This is a genomic window from Clavibacter sp. B3I6, assembly GCF_030816895.1.
In the GTDB taxonomy this organism is placed as follows: domain Bacteria; phylum Actinomycetota; class Actinomycetes; order Actinomycetales; family Microbacteriaceae; genus Clavibacter.
The window spans coordinates 1,460,924-1,475,354 of record NZ_JAUSYL010000001.1 but is presented as its reverse complement, the minus strand read 5'-3'; the positions used below and the strand labels follow the sequence as shown (position 1 = coordinate 1,475,354).

9 protein-coding genes and 1 pseudogene are annotated in these 14,431 nt (G+C 73.9%); 9 read left to right on the top strand and 1 reads right to left on the bottom strand.

What is annotated here, in order from left to right; translation table 11 throughout:
- Positions 1-36 precede the first annotated feature (36 nt).
- Positions 37-3,291, top strand: coding sequence for an efflux RND transporter permease subunit (locus tag QFZ62_RS06820; RefSeq protein WP_307507712.1), 3,255 nt, complete (start codon positions 37-39; stop codon positions 3,289-3,291).
- A gap of 317 nt (positions 3,292-3,608) precedes the next feature.
- Positions 3,609-5,795: a DEAD/DEAH box helicase gene (locus tag QFZ62_RS06815; RefSeq protein WP_307503381.1), complete on the top strand. Its 2,187-nt coding sequence runs from the start codon at positions 3,609-3,611 to the stop codon at positions 5,793-5,795.
- Positions 5,796-5,870: 75 nt separating this feature from the next.
- Here QFZ62_RS06815 and QFZ62_RS06810 read toward each other — a convergent pair whose 3' ends face one another.
- On the bottom strand, positions 5,871-6,593 hold the full coding sequence (locus QFZ62_RS06810; RefSeq protein WP_307503378.1) for an SDR family oxidoreductase: 723 nt from the start codon (positions 6,591-6,593) through the stop codon (positions 5,871-5,873).
- Between the two features lie 90 nt (positions 6,594-6,683).
- On the opposite strand from QFZ62_RS06810, the gene QFZ62_RS06805 reads away from it, so the two are divergent.
- The 7 genes and pseudogenes from QFZ62_RS06805 (at position 6,684) to iolD (ending at position 14,425) form a co-directional block, all read left to right on the top strand.
- Positions 6,684-7,319, top strand: a complete 636-nt coding sequence (locus QFZ62_RS06805; RefSeq protein ID WP_307503375.1) for a TetR/AcrR family transcriptional regulator — start codon at positions 6,684-6,686, stop codon at positions 7,317-7,319.
- Between the two features lie 10 nt (positions 7,320-7,329).
- Entirely contained in the window at positions 7,330-7,821 is a 492-nt protein-coding gene (locus QFZ62_RS06800) for a GNAT family N-acetyltransferase (protein WP_307503372.1), read from the top strand.
- Positions 7,822-7,948: 127 nt separating this feature from the next.
- Complete coding sequence (iolC, locus tag QFZ62_RS06795) at positions 7,949-8,926, top strand: 5-dehydro-2-deoxygluconokinase (protein ID WP_307503370.1); 978 nt, start codon at positions 7,949-7,951, stop codon at positions 8,924-8,926.
- Positions 8,923-9,871: pseudogene (locus tag QFZ62_RS06790) on the top strand (class I fructose-bisphosphate aldolase). Before iolC ends, QFZ62_RS06790 begins: the two are co-directional and overlap by 4 nt.
- Before the next feature lie 53 nt (positions 9,872-9,924).
- Complete coding sequence (locus tag QFZ62_RS06785; protein WP_307503367.1) at positions 9,925-11,430, top strand: CoA-acylating methylmalonate-semialdehyde dehydrogenase; 1,506 nt, start codon at positions 9,925-9,927, stop codon at positions 11,428-11,430.
- An 80-nt stretch (positions 11,431-11,510) separates the two neighbouring features.
- Positions 11,511-12,512 carry a 5-deoxy-glucuronate isomerase gene (gene iolB / locus QFZ62_RS06780; protein WP_307503366.1) on the top strand — a complete coding sequence of 334 codons (1,002 nt, stop codon included), beginning with the start codon at positions 11,511-11,513 and terminating at the stop codon, positions 12,510-12,512.
- Positions 12,509-14,425, top strand: a complete 1,917-nt coding sequence (iolD, locus tag QFZ62_RS06775) for a 3D-(3,5/4)-trihydroxycyclohexane-1,2-dione acylhydrolase (decyclizing) (RefSeq protein ID WP_307503363.1) — start codon at positions 12,509-12,511, stop codon at positions 14,423-14,425. The genes iolB and iolD overlap by 4 nt, the downstream gene beginning before the upstream one ends.
- Positions 14,426-14,431: the final 6 nt, after the last annotated feature.

Sequence of the window (14,431 nt, the reverse complement as noted above, 5' to 3'; positions counted from 1 at the left end):
CCGCACCCGCGGCCCGCATCGCACAAGGAGCACCCCCTGCATCTCCTCTCCGTCTTCAGCCTCCGCAACCGGGCGCTGATCGCGCTCATCACGATCGTCATCGGGGTGTTCGGCGGCATAGCGCTGACGACCCTCAAGCAGGAGCTCATCCCGTCGGTGTCGTTCCCGCAGCTCGCGGTCGTCACGGCGTACCCGGGCGCCTCGCCCGCGGTCGTCGACTCCGACGTGTCGACGCCCATCGAGCGCGCGATCCAGGCCGTGCCGGGCCTCGAGTCCTCCACCGCGACCTCGCGCACGGACTCCTCCGTCATCTCCGCGTCCTTCACCTACGGCACCGACCTCGCGACGGCCGAGCAGAAGATCGACCAGGCCATCAACCGGATCCGCACGACGCTGCCCGACGGCATCGACCCCGTGGTCATCGCGGGCAGCATCGACGACCTGCCGGTGATCCAGATCGCCGTGACGAGCGACCTCAGCCCGCAGGACCTCACGGCCGCGCTCGAGCGCTCGACGCTCGCGGACATCCGCAAGCTCGCGGGCGTGCGCGACGCGAGCCTGCTCGGCACCGTCGGCCAGCGCGTGGTCATCACGCCGGATCCCGCCGAGGTGCAGGCCGCAGGCCTCACCAACCAGGCCATCCGCGACGCGCTCGACGCCAACGGCTCGCTGCTGCCCGCCGGTGCGGTGACGGAGGACGGCACCACGCTGTCGGTGCAGTCGGGCACGCGCGTCGGATCGACCGAGGACCTCGCGAGCCTGCCGCTGCTCGGCGCCGCGGGCGGCCGCCAGCTCACCCTCGGCGACGTCGCCACGGTCGAGCTCGGCCAGGACCCGACGACCGGCATCTCCCGCGTCGACGGCCAGCCGTCGCTCACCATCGCCGTGACCAAGACGCCCGCGGGCAACACGGTCGACGTGTCGCACCTCGTGACCGAGCTCCTGCCGCAGCTCGCCGACGACCTCGGGAACGGCACGGAGTTCACGGTCGTGTTCGACCAGGCGCCGTTCATCGAGCAGTCCATCTCGAGCCTCACGACCGAGGGCCTGCTCGGCCTCGTGTTCGCGGTGCTCGTGATCCTCGTGTTCCTGCTGTCGATCCGCTCCACCATCGTGACCGCGATCTCCATCCCGGCCTCCGTGCTCATCACCTTCATCGGCATGCTCGCGTCCGGCTACACGCTCAACATCATCACGCTGGGCGCGCTGACGATCGCGGTCGGGCGCGTGGTGGACGACTCGATCGTGGTGATCGAGAACATCAAGCGGCACCTCTCCTTCACGCCTGACCGGCTCGACGCGATCCGCGCGGCCGTGCGGGAGGTCGCGGGCGCGGTCACGGCGTCCACCGCCACGACCGTCGCGGTGTTCCTGCCGATCGCGCTCGTCGGCGACATCACGGGCGAGCTGTTCCGCCCGTTCGCGCTGACGGTGACCATCGCGCTCGCCGCGTCGCTGTTCGTCTCGCTGACGATCGTGCCGGTGCTCGCGTACTGGTTCCTGCGGCCGGAGGGGGAGTCGCGCCGGGCCCGCCGCAAGGCCGCCGCGGCCGCATCCGTCCCCGCCGCCGACGGCACCGCCCGCACGGGCGCGCACGCCGCGGTGGCGGGCCCCGTCGACGACCGCGAGCTCGCCGACCGGCCGGCCCGCGGATCCCACGCCGCGCACGGCGAGGGATCGGGCACGACGCCGTTCCTCCAGCGCGGCTACCTGCCGATCCTCGCCTGGACGCTGAAGCACTCGGCGGTCACGCTGATCCTCGCGGTCCTCGTGCTCGGCGGGACGGTCGCGCTCATCCCGAGCATGAAGACCAACTTCCTCGGCGACAGCGGGCAGAACACGCTCACCGTCTCGCAGGAGTTGCCGAGCGACACCAGCCTCGAGGCGCAGGACACGGCCGCGACGAAGGTGGAGGAGGCGCTCATCGGCGTCGAGGGCGTCGAGACCGTGCAGACCTCGATCGGCTCGGACAGCACCTCCCTCACGGCGGCGTTCAGCGGCGGCGGCGGGATCACCTTCTCGCTCACGACCGACTCCGACGCCGACCAGGACGCCATCCGCGACCGCGTGCGGACGGCCGTGGACGGGCTCACCGACGTGGGCGACGTGTCGCTCGCGGCCGCATCCGGCGGATTCTCGTCGAGCGACATCACGGTGGAGATCACCGCGAACGACGGCGACGACCTGAAGGCCTCGGCCGACGCGGTGCTCGCCGCCGTGCAGGACGTCCCCTCCATCGAGCAGGCCACGAGCAACCTCTCCGAGACGCAGCCCTACATCGCGGTGACCGTCGACCGGGCGAAGGCCGCCGCGGCGGGGCTCAGCGAGCAGGCCGTGGGCGGCATCGTGACGGCGAGCCGGCTGCCGGCCGCGGTCGGCCAGGTGGTCATCGACGAGGAGACGCTGTCCATCTACATCCAGGACCCGGACGCCGCGCAGAGCCTGCAGGGGCTGCGCGACTTCCGGATCCCGACGGCCCGCGGCCTCGTGCCGCTCAGCGACCTCGCGACCGTCGAGGTCGCCGAGGGCCCGGCGACCGTGACCACCACGGGCGGGTTCCGCAGCGCGACCGTGAGCGCGACGCCGGGCAGCGACGACGTGGGCTTCGCCTCGTCCGAGGTGTCGCAGGCCGTCGCCGACGTGGAGCTGCCGGCCGGGGCGCAGGCCTCGCTCGGCGGCGTCGCCTCGCAGCAGTCCGACGCGTTCGGGCAGCTCGGCCTCGCGGTGCTGGCGGCCATCCTGATCGTCTACATCATCATGGTGGCGACCTTCCGGAGCCTCGTGCAGCCGCTCGTGCTGCTCGTCTCGGTGCCCTTCGCGGCGACCGGCGCGGTGCTCCTGCAGGTGGTGACGGGCGTGCCGCTGGGCGTCGCGTCGATCATCGGCCTGCTGATGCTGGTGGGCATCGTGGTCACCAACGCCATCGTGCTCATCGACCTCGTGAACCAGTACCGGACCCGGGGGATGGATCTCCGCGAGGCGATCCTGCAGGGCGCCGGCCGACGCCTCCGGCCCATCCTCATGACGGCGCTCGCGACGATCTTCGCGCTGCTGCCGCTCGCGATCGGCCTCACCGGGCACGGCGGGTTCATCTCGCAGCCGCTCGCGATCGTCGTGATCGGCGGCCTGCTGTCGTCGACCGTGCTGACGCTTCTCGTGCTGCCGTCGCTCTACTCGATCGTCGAGCGGGCGGGCCTCCGGCTCCGGGCGCGCGGCGAGCGCCGGCGGGCCGAGCGCGGGCTGCCGGTCGCGGGCTCGGCGACGCCGGCGGGGGAGGGCGCGGCGCGCTGACCTCCCGCTCGTGATCCCGGCCGGGCCGCCGCGAGGCGCGCCCGGGCGGTGGCCCGCCCTGGTGCGGGGAGGGGGGATCCTGTAGTGTCGTCCAGTCGGCTCTTGACACCGCTACCGGACCATCCATCCGGGCGGATGGATTTGTCAGTCAGGTGGGCCGGTTTCCCCCTCTCGTTCCGCAGAGGGGTATGTCACGCGATGACACGGCCCCCGGTCGACGACTGCCCGGGTTGAGAGCAGCTCTGCGCACCCTGATCCTGTAGCGCGCTGCTTCGAATGAGCATTGTCATGCACTCGAGCAGAACGAGGAATCCCTCATGCCCTACAACAACGACTCCCCGCGCGGCGCCAAGCGCGCCCCCGCGGGATCGCGCAGCCCGAACCACCGCGGCTACAACTCCGACCCGGCGCCCAAGAAGCAGCGCTGGAACGCCGACGAGCGCGCCCAGCGCTCCGGCCAGGACGACCGCCCCCAGCGCGGCGGCGCGGCCCGCCCCGCGCGCGGCGGCGACCGCCCCAACTGGGAGCCCCGCGCCGAGCGTCCCGCCGGCCGCGGCGAGCGTCCCGCGTACGGCGACCGCCCCAACCGCGCGAACGCGCGTCCCGAGCGCGGCGAGCGCCCCTCGTACGGCGGCGGCGCCGACCGCGGCCAGCGCAGCGAGCGCCCCACCTACGGCGCCGAGCGCGGCCAGCGCAGCGAGCGTCCGTCCTACGGCAACGACCGTCCCGCCCGCGGTGGCGAGCGCTCCGAGCGTCCGTCGTACGGGAACGACCGCCCGCAGCGGTCGGAGCGTCCGTCGTACAACGACCGTCCTGCTCGCACCGAGCGTCCGTCGTACAACGACCGCGCCGCTCGCACCGAGCGTCCGGCGTACAACGACCGTCCCGCTCGCACCGAGCGTCCGTCGTACGGCAACGACCGCCCGCAGCGGTCCGAGCGTCCCTCGTACAACGACCGTGCCGAGCGCCCCTCGTACGGCGACCGCGCCCAGCGGTCGGAGCGTCCCGCGTACAACGACCGTCCGGCTCGTGCCGAGCGTCCGTCCTACAACGACCGCGCCGAGCGTCCGGCGTACAACGACCGTCCGGCCCGTGCCGAGCGTCCGTCGTACAACGACCGCGCCGAGCGTCCCGCCTACAACGACCGCCCGCAGCGCTCCGAGCGCCCCTCCTACGGCGACCGGCCCCAGCGGTCCGAGCGCCCGTCCTACGACGACGCCCGCCCCAAGCGCGACAGCGACTTCTACCCGAGCAAGGAGGGCGCCCCGCGTCACGCTCCCGCCGAGGACGTCGTGCTCGAGCGCCTCGAGGCCCAGGCCACCACGGCGAAGGACGTCGACGGCGTGACCTTCGCCGCGCTCGGCCTCGGCCAGAACATCGTCCGCGTGCTCGAGGAGCTGGGCGCGGCGAGCCCGTTCCCGATCCAGGCCGCCACGATCCCCGACGTGCTCGCGGGTCGCGACGTGCTCGGCCGCGGCCGCACCGGATCCGGCAAGACCATCGCGTTCGGCGCGCCCCTCGTGGAGCGCCTGCTCGAGAACGACGGCGCGAAGAACCGCAAGATGGGCCGCAAGCCCCGCGCGTTGATCCTCGCCCCGACGCGCGAGCTCGCCATGCAGATCGACCGCACGGTGCAGCCCATCGCCCGCTCGGTCGGCCTGTTCACCACCACGATCTTCGGCGGCGTGCCGCAGTTCAAGCAGGTCGGTGCGCTGCAGCGCGGCGTCGACATCCTCATCGCGACCCCCGGGCGCCTCGAGGACCTCATCGACCAGGGTCGCCTCGACCTCTCCGAGATCGTCGTCACCGTCCTGGACGAGGCCGACCACATGTGCGACCTCGGCTTCCTCGAGCCCGTGCAGCGGATCCTCCGCCAGGTGAAGAAGGACGGCCAGCGCCTGCTCTTCTCCGCCACGCTCGACAAGGGCGTCGCGACGCTCGTCAACGAGTTCCTGCCGTCGCCCAGCGTCCACGAGGTCGCGGGCGAGGACCAGGCGTCGTCGACCATCGACCACCGCGTGCTCCTCATCGAGCAGCGCGACAAGGCCGCGATCATCGAGCAGCTGAGCTCCGGCGAGGGCAAGACGCTGATCTTCGCCCGCACCCGCGCGTTCGCCGAGCAGCTCGCCGACCAGCTCGAGGACGCCGGCATCCCGGCCACGTCGCTGCACGGCGACCTCAACCAGGCGCGCCGCACGCGCAACCTGCAGCTCCTCACGAGCGGCAAGGTCCGCGTGCTCGTGGCGACCGACGTGGCCGCCCGCGGCATCCACGTGGACGACATCGGGCTGGTCATCCAGGCCGATGCGCCGGACGAGTACAAGAGCTACCTCCACCGCGCCGGCCGCACGGGCCGCGCGGGCAAGCAGGGCACCGTCGTGACGCTGATCACGAAGGCCCGCCGTCGCCGCATGGACGAGCTCCTCGAGCGCGCGGAGATCAAGGCCAAGACGGTCATGGCCGCCGCCGGGGACCGCGTCATCGCGGATCTCGCGCGCGCCTAGCGCCCGACGCACGACCCGACGGCCGTCCCTCCCCTCGCGGGTGGGGCGGCCGTCGTCGTCTCCGGCGCCGCCGGGTCAGCGCGAGCCGCCGTACGCCGCCGGCACCAGGTCCATCCGGGCGTCGCCGTTGGCGATGAGGGCGAGCACCGCCTCGGCGACCGTCTCCGGGGCGTCGAAGGTCGCGCCCGCCGTCATCGCCTCGGCCTCGGCGCGGCCCGCGCGGATCGACGCCATGAACTCCGTCTCCGTGGCGAACGGGATGAGCGTCGAGACGACGACGCCCGTGCCCGCCAGCTCCGCCCGGGCGATGGCGGAGAGGCGCTCGAGGGCGATCTTCGAGGCGACGTAGCCGCCCGTGCCCGGCACGTCGGCGAACGTGGTGCCCGAGCTGACGTTGACGATCACGCCCGATCCCTGCGCGCGCATGGCCGGGAGGACCGCCTGCATCGCGGCGAGCGGCGCCACGAGGTTGAGCTCGAGGACGGCCCGGAGGTCGTCGAGCGCGAGGTCCTCGATCGATGCCTGCAGGCCCTGCCCGGCGTTGTTGACGAGCACGTCGATGCGGCCGAAGGCGTCGAGGGCGGCCCGCGCGAGCGCGTCCACCTGGGCGCGGTCGGTCACGTCGCACCGGACGGCGATCGCGCCGCCGCCGAGCTCGTCCGCGAGCTCCCGGATCCGCTCCTCCCGCCGGGCCGCGAGCACGACGCGCGCTCCGGCCGCCGCGGCCGCGCGCGCCGTGGCCGCGCCGATCCCCGACGACGCCCCCGTGATGATGACGACCGCGTCCCGTACCTGCATGGCTCCTCTTCCTGCGGCCGCGACGCGACCTGCTGGCACTTACGCTACTCCCGGGTAGCGGAACCTCGTGACGGGCCTATCCTGGACCGGATGGACACGCCGGCCCCCGCCTCCCGACCCCGCATCGGCCGACCCGTCGACCGCTCCGGGGACGCCGCGATCCTCGCCGCCGCCCTCGACCTCGTCGCCGAGCACGGCTACGACGGCATGGCCCTCGACGAGGTCGCCGCCCGCACCGGCCGCGCCAAGACCACGATCTACCGGCGCTGGGCGACCAAGGAGGACCTGGTGCTCGCCGCCCTCCGCGGCGTCGGCCGCCCGCCGGAGGCCGAGCTGCTGCCCGACACCGGATCGCTCCGCGACGACCTCCTGGCCGTCGTCGACTCCGGCTGGCTCGGCGGCGCCGACCGTCGGGCGTCCGTGTTCGCGGGGCTCGCGTCGGCTCTGCGGGGATCCGAGCGGCTGGCCGCGGCGATCCGCGCCGAGGTCACGGATCCGTACGTCGAGGTCTACGGGCGGCTCATCGGCCGCGCCGTCGAGCGGGGTGAGGCGTCCGCGCGCTCGGACGCGCAGGTCGCGGTGCTGGCCGAGGTCGTCCCCGCGATGAGCACGCACCGCCTGGTCGCGGGGCGCGCGCCCGTGACGCGGGACTTCTTCGTCGCCGTGATCGACGACGTGCTGCTGCCCGCGCTCGGGATCCGGGAGCGCCGAGCGGCGGGCGGCTAGCCTCGACCGCATGGAGATCCGCCCCGCCGTCGACGCCGACTGGCCCCTGATCCACCCCTTCTACCGTCGCATCGTCGACGCCGGCCGCACCTACGCGCTCCCCGCCGGGCAGTCGCTCGAGGAGGCGCGCCCGAACTGGATGGCCGAGGCGCCGGCCCGCACGTTCGTCGCGGTGGACGACGACGGCACGGTGCTCGGGTCCGCGAAGGCCGGTCCGAACCGGCCCGGCCGCGGCGCGCACGTCGCCACCGGGTCCTTCCTCGTGGATCCCGCGCACGGGGGTCGCGGCATCGGCCGGGCGCTCGGCGAGCACGTGATCGCCTGGGCGCGCGCGGAGGGCTACCGGGCGATCCAGTTCAACGCCGTCGTGGAGACGAACCACGCCGCCGTGCACCTGTGGGAATCGCTCGGCTTCCGGATCGTCGGCACCGTCCCCGAGGCGTTCGACGACGCCGAGGAGGGGCTCGTCGGCCTGCACGTGATGCACCTGCCGCTCCGCTGAGGCGAGTGCGACCGCGACGCGGGATCGGCAGGGGTCATGTGCACATGTCAGTACATGGGGTACGGTGAAGGGACAGCAGCACCCGCCCCTCGCCCCTCCCCAGCCGGAGAGAAAGCAGCGCCGACGCATGCGCCCTCCCGAGACCACGGTCCCCGCCCCGACCCCGATCCTCGACGTGATCGCCCTCGGCCGCGTCGGCGTCGACCTCTACCCGCTCCAGGACGGCGTGGGCCTCGAGGACGTCGAGACGTTCGGCAAGTACCTCGGCGGGAGCGCGGCCAACGTGGCGGTCGCCGCCGCCCGGCACGGCCGATCCGCGGCGCTCGTCTCGCGCGTGGGGGACGACCCCTTCGGCCGCTACGTGACGCGCGAGCTCGAGCGCCTCGGCGTCTCCGCCCGCTACGTGACGCCCGTCGACGACCTGCCGACGCCCGTCACGTTCTGCGAGATCTTCCCGCCGGACGACTTCCCGCTCTACTTCTACCGTCGCCCGAAGGCGCCCGACCTCTGCATCGAGGCCGACGAGCTCGACCTCGACGCGATCCGCGACGCGCGCGTCCACTGGTCGACCGTCACGGGCCTCAGCGAGGACCCCAGCCGCACTGCGCACCACGCCGCCTGGGCCGCCCGCGCCCGCCGGCCGCTCACCGTCCTCGACCTCGACTACCGGCCCATGTTCTGGTCGTCCCCCGAGGACGCCACCCGCGAGGTCGGCCGCGCGCTCGAGCACGTGACCGTCGCCGTCGGCAACCGCGAGGAATGCGAGATCGCGGTGGGGGAGACGGATCCGCTCCGCGCCGCCGACGCGCTGCTCGACCGCGGGGTGGAGCTCGCCATCGTGAAGCAGGGACCGAAGGGCGTGCTCGCGCGGACGCGGGAGGAGACGGTCGAGGTCCCGCCCTACCCGGTGGAGGTCGTCAACGGGCTCGGGGCGGGCGACGGCTTCGGCGGCGCGCTCGTGCACGGGCTGCTCGCCGGGTGGGACCTGGAGCGCATCCTGCGCTTCGCCAACGTCGCGGGCGCCATCGTCGCGTCCCGCCGCGAGTGCTCGACGGCGATGCCGACGACCGCCGAGGTCGACGCGGTGCTCGCGGGGCTCCGATGACCGCCGCCGCCGCGCGCGCCGCCGCCGTGGCCGCGCCCGCCGAGGCCGTCCGCGCGGGCGACCTCCCGGCCGCGTTCGCCGCGCTCCGCGACCTGCGCGCCACGGATCCCGACGCCGTCGGCCGCGCGCTCGCCGCCCGCACCCGCCGTCCGCTGATCCGCGGCGACGGCCGCCTGCTCATCGTCGCCGCCGACCACCCCGCCCGCGGCGCCCTCGGCGTCGGCGACGACCCGATGGCGCTCGCCGACCGCTACGAGCTGCTCGCGGGCCTCGCCACGGCCCTCACCCGCGACGGCGTCGACGGCGTGCTCGGCACCCCCGACATCGTCGACGACCTCGCGCTGCTCGGCCTCCTCGACGACAAGGTCGTGGTCGGATCCATGAACCGTGGCGGCCTCCGCGGCGCCGCCTTCGAGATGGACGACCGCTTCAACCGCCTACGACGTGGACGGCATCGTCCGCGACGGCCTCGACTTCGCGAAGACGCTCGTGCGCGTGGCCCTCGGCGACGCCGGCACCGCCCGGACCCTCGAGGCCAACGCGCGCGCCGTCGACCACGCGGTGCGGGCCGGCCTGCGGATCATGCTGGAGCCGTTCATGAGCGAGTGGCGCGACGGGCGGATCGTCAACGACCTGTCGCCCGACGCCGTCATCACGTCGATCGCCATCGCGTCCGGCCTCGGCTCCTCGTCCGCCCGCACCTGGATGAAGCTGCCCGTGGTCGACGACATGGAGCGCGTCATGGCCGCCACGACCCTGCCGACGCTCCTGCTCGGCGGCGATCCGCAGGGCGCCGCCGAGGACGCCTGGGCCCGCTGGGAGCACGCGCTCGCCCTGCCCGGCGTCCGCGGGCTGGTCGTCGGCCGGACCCTGCTCCATCCGGCCGACGGCGACGTCGCCCGCGCGGTCGACCAGGCCGCCGCGCTCGTGCACGGCCGCCCCTGACACCCGACCGCCCCGCCCGCACCACCTGCCGATCCCGAACGACGAAGGACACCATGACCGACACCGCCCCGCTCCCCGTCGTCCCGCACTGGATCGACGGCGCCCGCTCGCCCTCGACCTCCGGCCGCACCGCCCCCGTCCACGACCCCGCCCGCGGCGTCGTCACGAAGGAGGTCGCGCTCGCGGGCCAGGACGAGATCCAGCGCGCCATCGCCTCGGCGCACGCGGCCTTCCCGGCCTGGCGCGACCTCTCGCTCGCCAAGCGGCAGGCGATCCTCTTCCGCTTCCGCGAGCTGCTGGAGGCCGAGAAGGGCGAGCTGGCGGAGATCATCACGTCGGAGCACGGCAAGGTCGTGAGCGACGCGCTCGGCGAGATCACGCGCGGGCAGGAGGTCGTGGAGTTCGCCACCGGCCTCGCGCACCACCTCAAGGGCGAGTACTCCGAGCAGGTGTCCACGGGCGTGGACGTGTACTCGACCAAGCAGCCGCTCGGCGTGGTCGGGATCATCTCGCCCTTCAACTTCCCGGCCATGGTGCCGATGTGGTTCTTCCCCATCGCGATCGCCGCCGGCAACACCGTGGTGCTGAAGCCCAGCGAGAAGGACCCGAGCGCCGCCATCTGGATGGCCGAGCTCTGGAAGCGCGCGGGACTCCCGGACGGCGTCTTCACGGTGCTGAACGGCGACAAGGAGGCGGTGGACGGGCTGCTCACGCACCCGGACGTGCGCGCGATCTCGTTCGTCGGATCCACGCCCATCGCCCAGTACGTCTACGAGACGGGCACGAAGCACGGCAAGCGCGTGCAGGCCCTGGGCGGCGCCAAGAACCACATGCTCGTCCTGCCCGACGCCGACCTCGACCTGGTGGCCGACTCGGCCGTCAACGCGGGCTTCGGCTCGGCGGGCGAGCGCTGCATGGCGATCTCCGTGGTCGTCGCGGTCGAGCCCGTGGCCGACGCGCTCATCGAGCGGATCTCGACGCGCATGGCGTCGCTGCGGGTCGGCGACGGTCGACGCGGCTGCGACATGGGCCCGCTCGTCACCGCGGCGCACCGCGACAAGGTGGCGTCCTACATCGAGATCGCCCAGGAGGACGGCGCCCGGATCGTGGTCGACGGCCGCGGCATCGAGGTCGACGGCGACCCGGACGGCTTCTGGCTCGGCCCGACCCTCATCGACGAGCTGCCCACGAGCTCGCGCGCGTACACCGAGGAGATCTTCGGGCCCGTGCTCGGCGTCGTCCGCGTGCGCACCTACGAGGAGGGCGTGGCGCTCATCAACGCCGGCGCGTTCGGCAACGGCACCGCGATCTTCACCAACGACGGCGGGGCTGCGCGCCGCTTCCAGAACGAGGTGCAGGTCGGCATGATCGGGATCAACGTGCCCATCCCGGTACCCGTCGCCACCTTCTCGTTCGGCGGCTGGCGGTCGAGCCTCTTCGGCGACACCAAGGCCCACGGCGCGGAGGGGGTGCGGTTCTTCACGCAAGCCAAGGCGATCACCAGCCGGTGGCTCGACCCGTCGCACGGCGGCGTCGACCTCGGCTTCCCGCAGAACTGAGCCGGCACAGAACAGCACGGCACGACCGACCCCCACGACCCGGCCGCCCGGCGGCACCGACGACGACGACGGAGACGAGCATGACGACGAACGAGTGGCTGCACCCCCGCGGGAGCCTCGGCCGGGACGGCTGGGAGACGGTGGTGGACGCGACCCTGCCCGGCTGGGAGCACACGGGCCTCCGGGTCGCCGTGCTGGCCGACGGGGACGCGCTCGAGCTGCCCGCCGCGGGCGTCGAGCGCATGGTCGTGCCGCTCGCGGGATCCTTCGCCGTGCGGCACCGGGAGGGCGACGGCGCCGAGCGCGTCACCGACCTCGACGGGCGCGCCTCCGTGTTCGCCGGGCCGACGGACGTGCTCTACCTGTCGTGCGCGTCGAGCGCGGTGCTCACCGGATCCGGCCGCGTCGCCGTCGCCGAGGCGCCCGCGACGCGCGTGGTGCCGAGCCGCCTGATCGCCCGCGACGACGTGTCCGTGGAGTTGCGCGGCGCCGGGCGGTCGAGCCGCCAGGTCCACAACTTCGGGACGCCGGGCACGCCGGGGTCCCTCGACGCCGACCGCCTCATCGTCTGCGAGGTCGTCACGCCGGCCGAGAACTGGTCGAGCTACCCCGCGCACAAGCACGACGAGGACCGGCCGGGGGAGGAGTCGCGGCTCGAGGAGGTCTACTACTTCGAGTCCGCGGTCGGCCGGGGGCTGGACGCGCCCGCGGGGACGGACCCGTTCGGCCTCTTCCACACGTCGTCGTCGCCCGCGGGCGAGATCGCGATCGACGCCGTGGTGCGCACGGGCGACGTCGCGCTCGTGCCGTACGGCTACCACGGGCCCGCGGTCGCGGCGCCCGGCTACGACCTCTACTACCTCAACGTCATGGCGGGGCCCGGCGCGGACCGCGCCTGGCTCATCGCCGACCACCCCGCCCACGGCTGGATCCGCGGCACGTGGGCCGGGCAGGAGATCGACCCGCGCCTGCCGTTCACCGCCGCGCCCGCTGCCACCGCCGACGGCCCCATGGCCCCCGACGCCACCGCCCCCGAGGCCCCCGACGCCACCGCCCCCGACCAGGAAGCCCCGAGCCGATGACCGAGCCCACCACCCGCATGACCGTCAGCCAGGCGCTCGTCGCGTTCCTCGCGAACCAGTGGACGGTCGACGGCGACCACCGCGAGCGCACGATCCCCGGCGTCTTCGGGATCTTCGGCCACGGCAACGTCGCGGGCATCGGCCAGGCGCTCATGCAGGCGAATGCGCAGGATCCCGACCTCATGCCGTACCACCAGGCCCGCAACGAGCAGGCGATGGTGCACCAGTCGGTCGGCTTCGCGCGCATGCACCGGCGGCTCGCGACCTACGCGAGCGCCGCCTCCGTCGGGCCGGGAGCGGCGAACATGCTCACGGGCGCGGCCCTCGCCACGGCGAACCGGCTGCCGGCGCTCCTCCTGCCGAGCGACACCTTCGCGACCCGGGTCGCGGATCCGGTGCTGCAGCAGCTCGAGATGCCGCACGACATCGGCATCACCGTGAACGACGCGTTCCGCCCGCTCTCGCGCTTCTTCGACCGCGTGCAGCGGCCCGAGCAGCTGTACTCGATCGCGCTGGCGGCCATGCGCGTGCTCGTCGACCCCGCCGAGACGGGCGCCGTGACCATCGCGCTGCCCGAGGACGTGCAGGCCGAGGCGCTCGACGTGCCCGACGCGTTCCTCGCGCCGCGCGAGTGGCACCTGCGCCGCCCGCTGCCGGAGCGCGGTCCGCTGGCGCGCGCCGTGCAGGCGATCCGCGACGCCCGGACCCCGTTCATCGTCGCGGGCGGCGGCGTGATCTACTCCGCGGCCGAGGAGGCGCTGCTCCGCTTCGCCGAGGCCACGGGGATCCCCGTCGGCACGACGCAGGCCGGCGGCGGCGCGCTCACGTGGGACCACCCGCAGCACCTCGGCGGCATCGGCGCGACCGGATCCACGGCCGCGAACCGCCTCGCCGCCGAGGCCGACGTCGTCATCGGCATCGGCACGCGCTACTCCGACTTCACGACCGCGAGCCGCACGGCGTTCCAGCGCCCGGACGTGACCTTCGTGAACGTCAACGTCGCCCCCTTCGACGCCTACAAGCACGGCACGCAGCTGCCCGTCGTGGCCGACGCGCGCGAGACGCTGGAGGCGCTGATCGCGGCGCTCGCCGGCACGCGCGTCGACCCCGGGTACGCGGAGCGCATCGCCCGCGAGAAGCGCGAGTGGGACGCCGCCGTCGACCGCGCGCTCGCCCCGACCGGCGGCGCGCTGCCGGGCCAGCCGGAGATCATCGGCGCGGTCCAGGCCGCGAGCGACCCGCGCGACGTGGTCGTGCAGGCGGCCGGGTCCCTGCCCGGCGACCTCCACAAGCTCTGGCGGGTGCGGGACGCGCTCGGCTACCACGTGGAGTACGCGTTCTCGTGCATGGGCTACGAGATCCCCGGCGGCCTCGGCGTCAAGCGCGGCGCGGAGGCGCTCGGCGACGACCGCGACGTGATCGTCATGGTCGGCGACGGCTCGTACCTCATGCTCCACACGGAGCTCGTGACCGCGGTGGCCGAGGGCCTCAAGATCATCGTCGTGGTGATCCAGAACCACGGCTACGCCTCCATCGGGCACCTGTCCGAGACGGTCGGCACGGAGCGCTTCGGCACCCGGTACCGCTCGCTCGACCCCGCGACGCGCGCCTTCGAGGGCCGCGAGCCGCTCCCCGTGGACCTCGCGGCGAACGCGCGCAGCTACGGCGTCGACGTGATCGAGGTCGCGCCCGGGCCCGACGCCACCCGCGAGCTCGGCGAGGCCGTGCGGCGCGCGAAGGCGTCCGACCGCACGACCATGATCCACATCGAGAGCGACCCGCTCGTCTACGGCCCCGACGGCGAGGGCTGGTGGGACGTGCCCGTGCCGGGCGTCTCCGAGATGCCGTCGACGCAGGCCGCGCACGCCGAGTACGTCGAGAAGCGGAAGGCGCAGCGGCCGCTGCTGGGGTGACGCGGC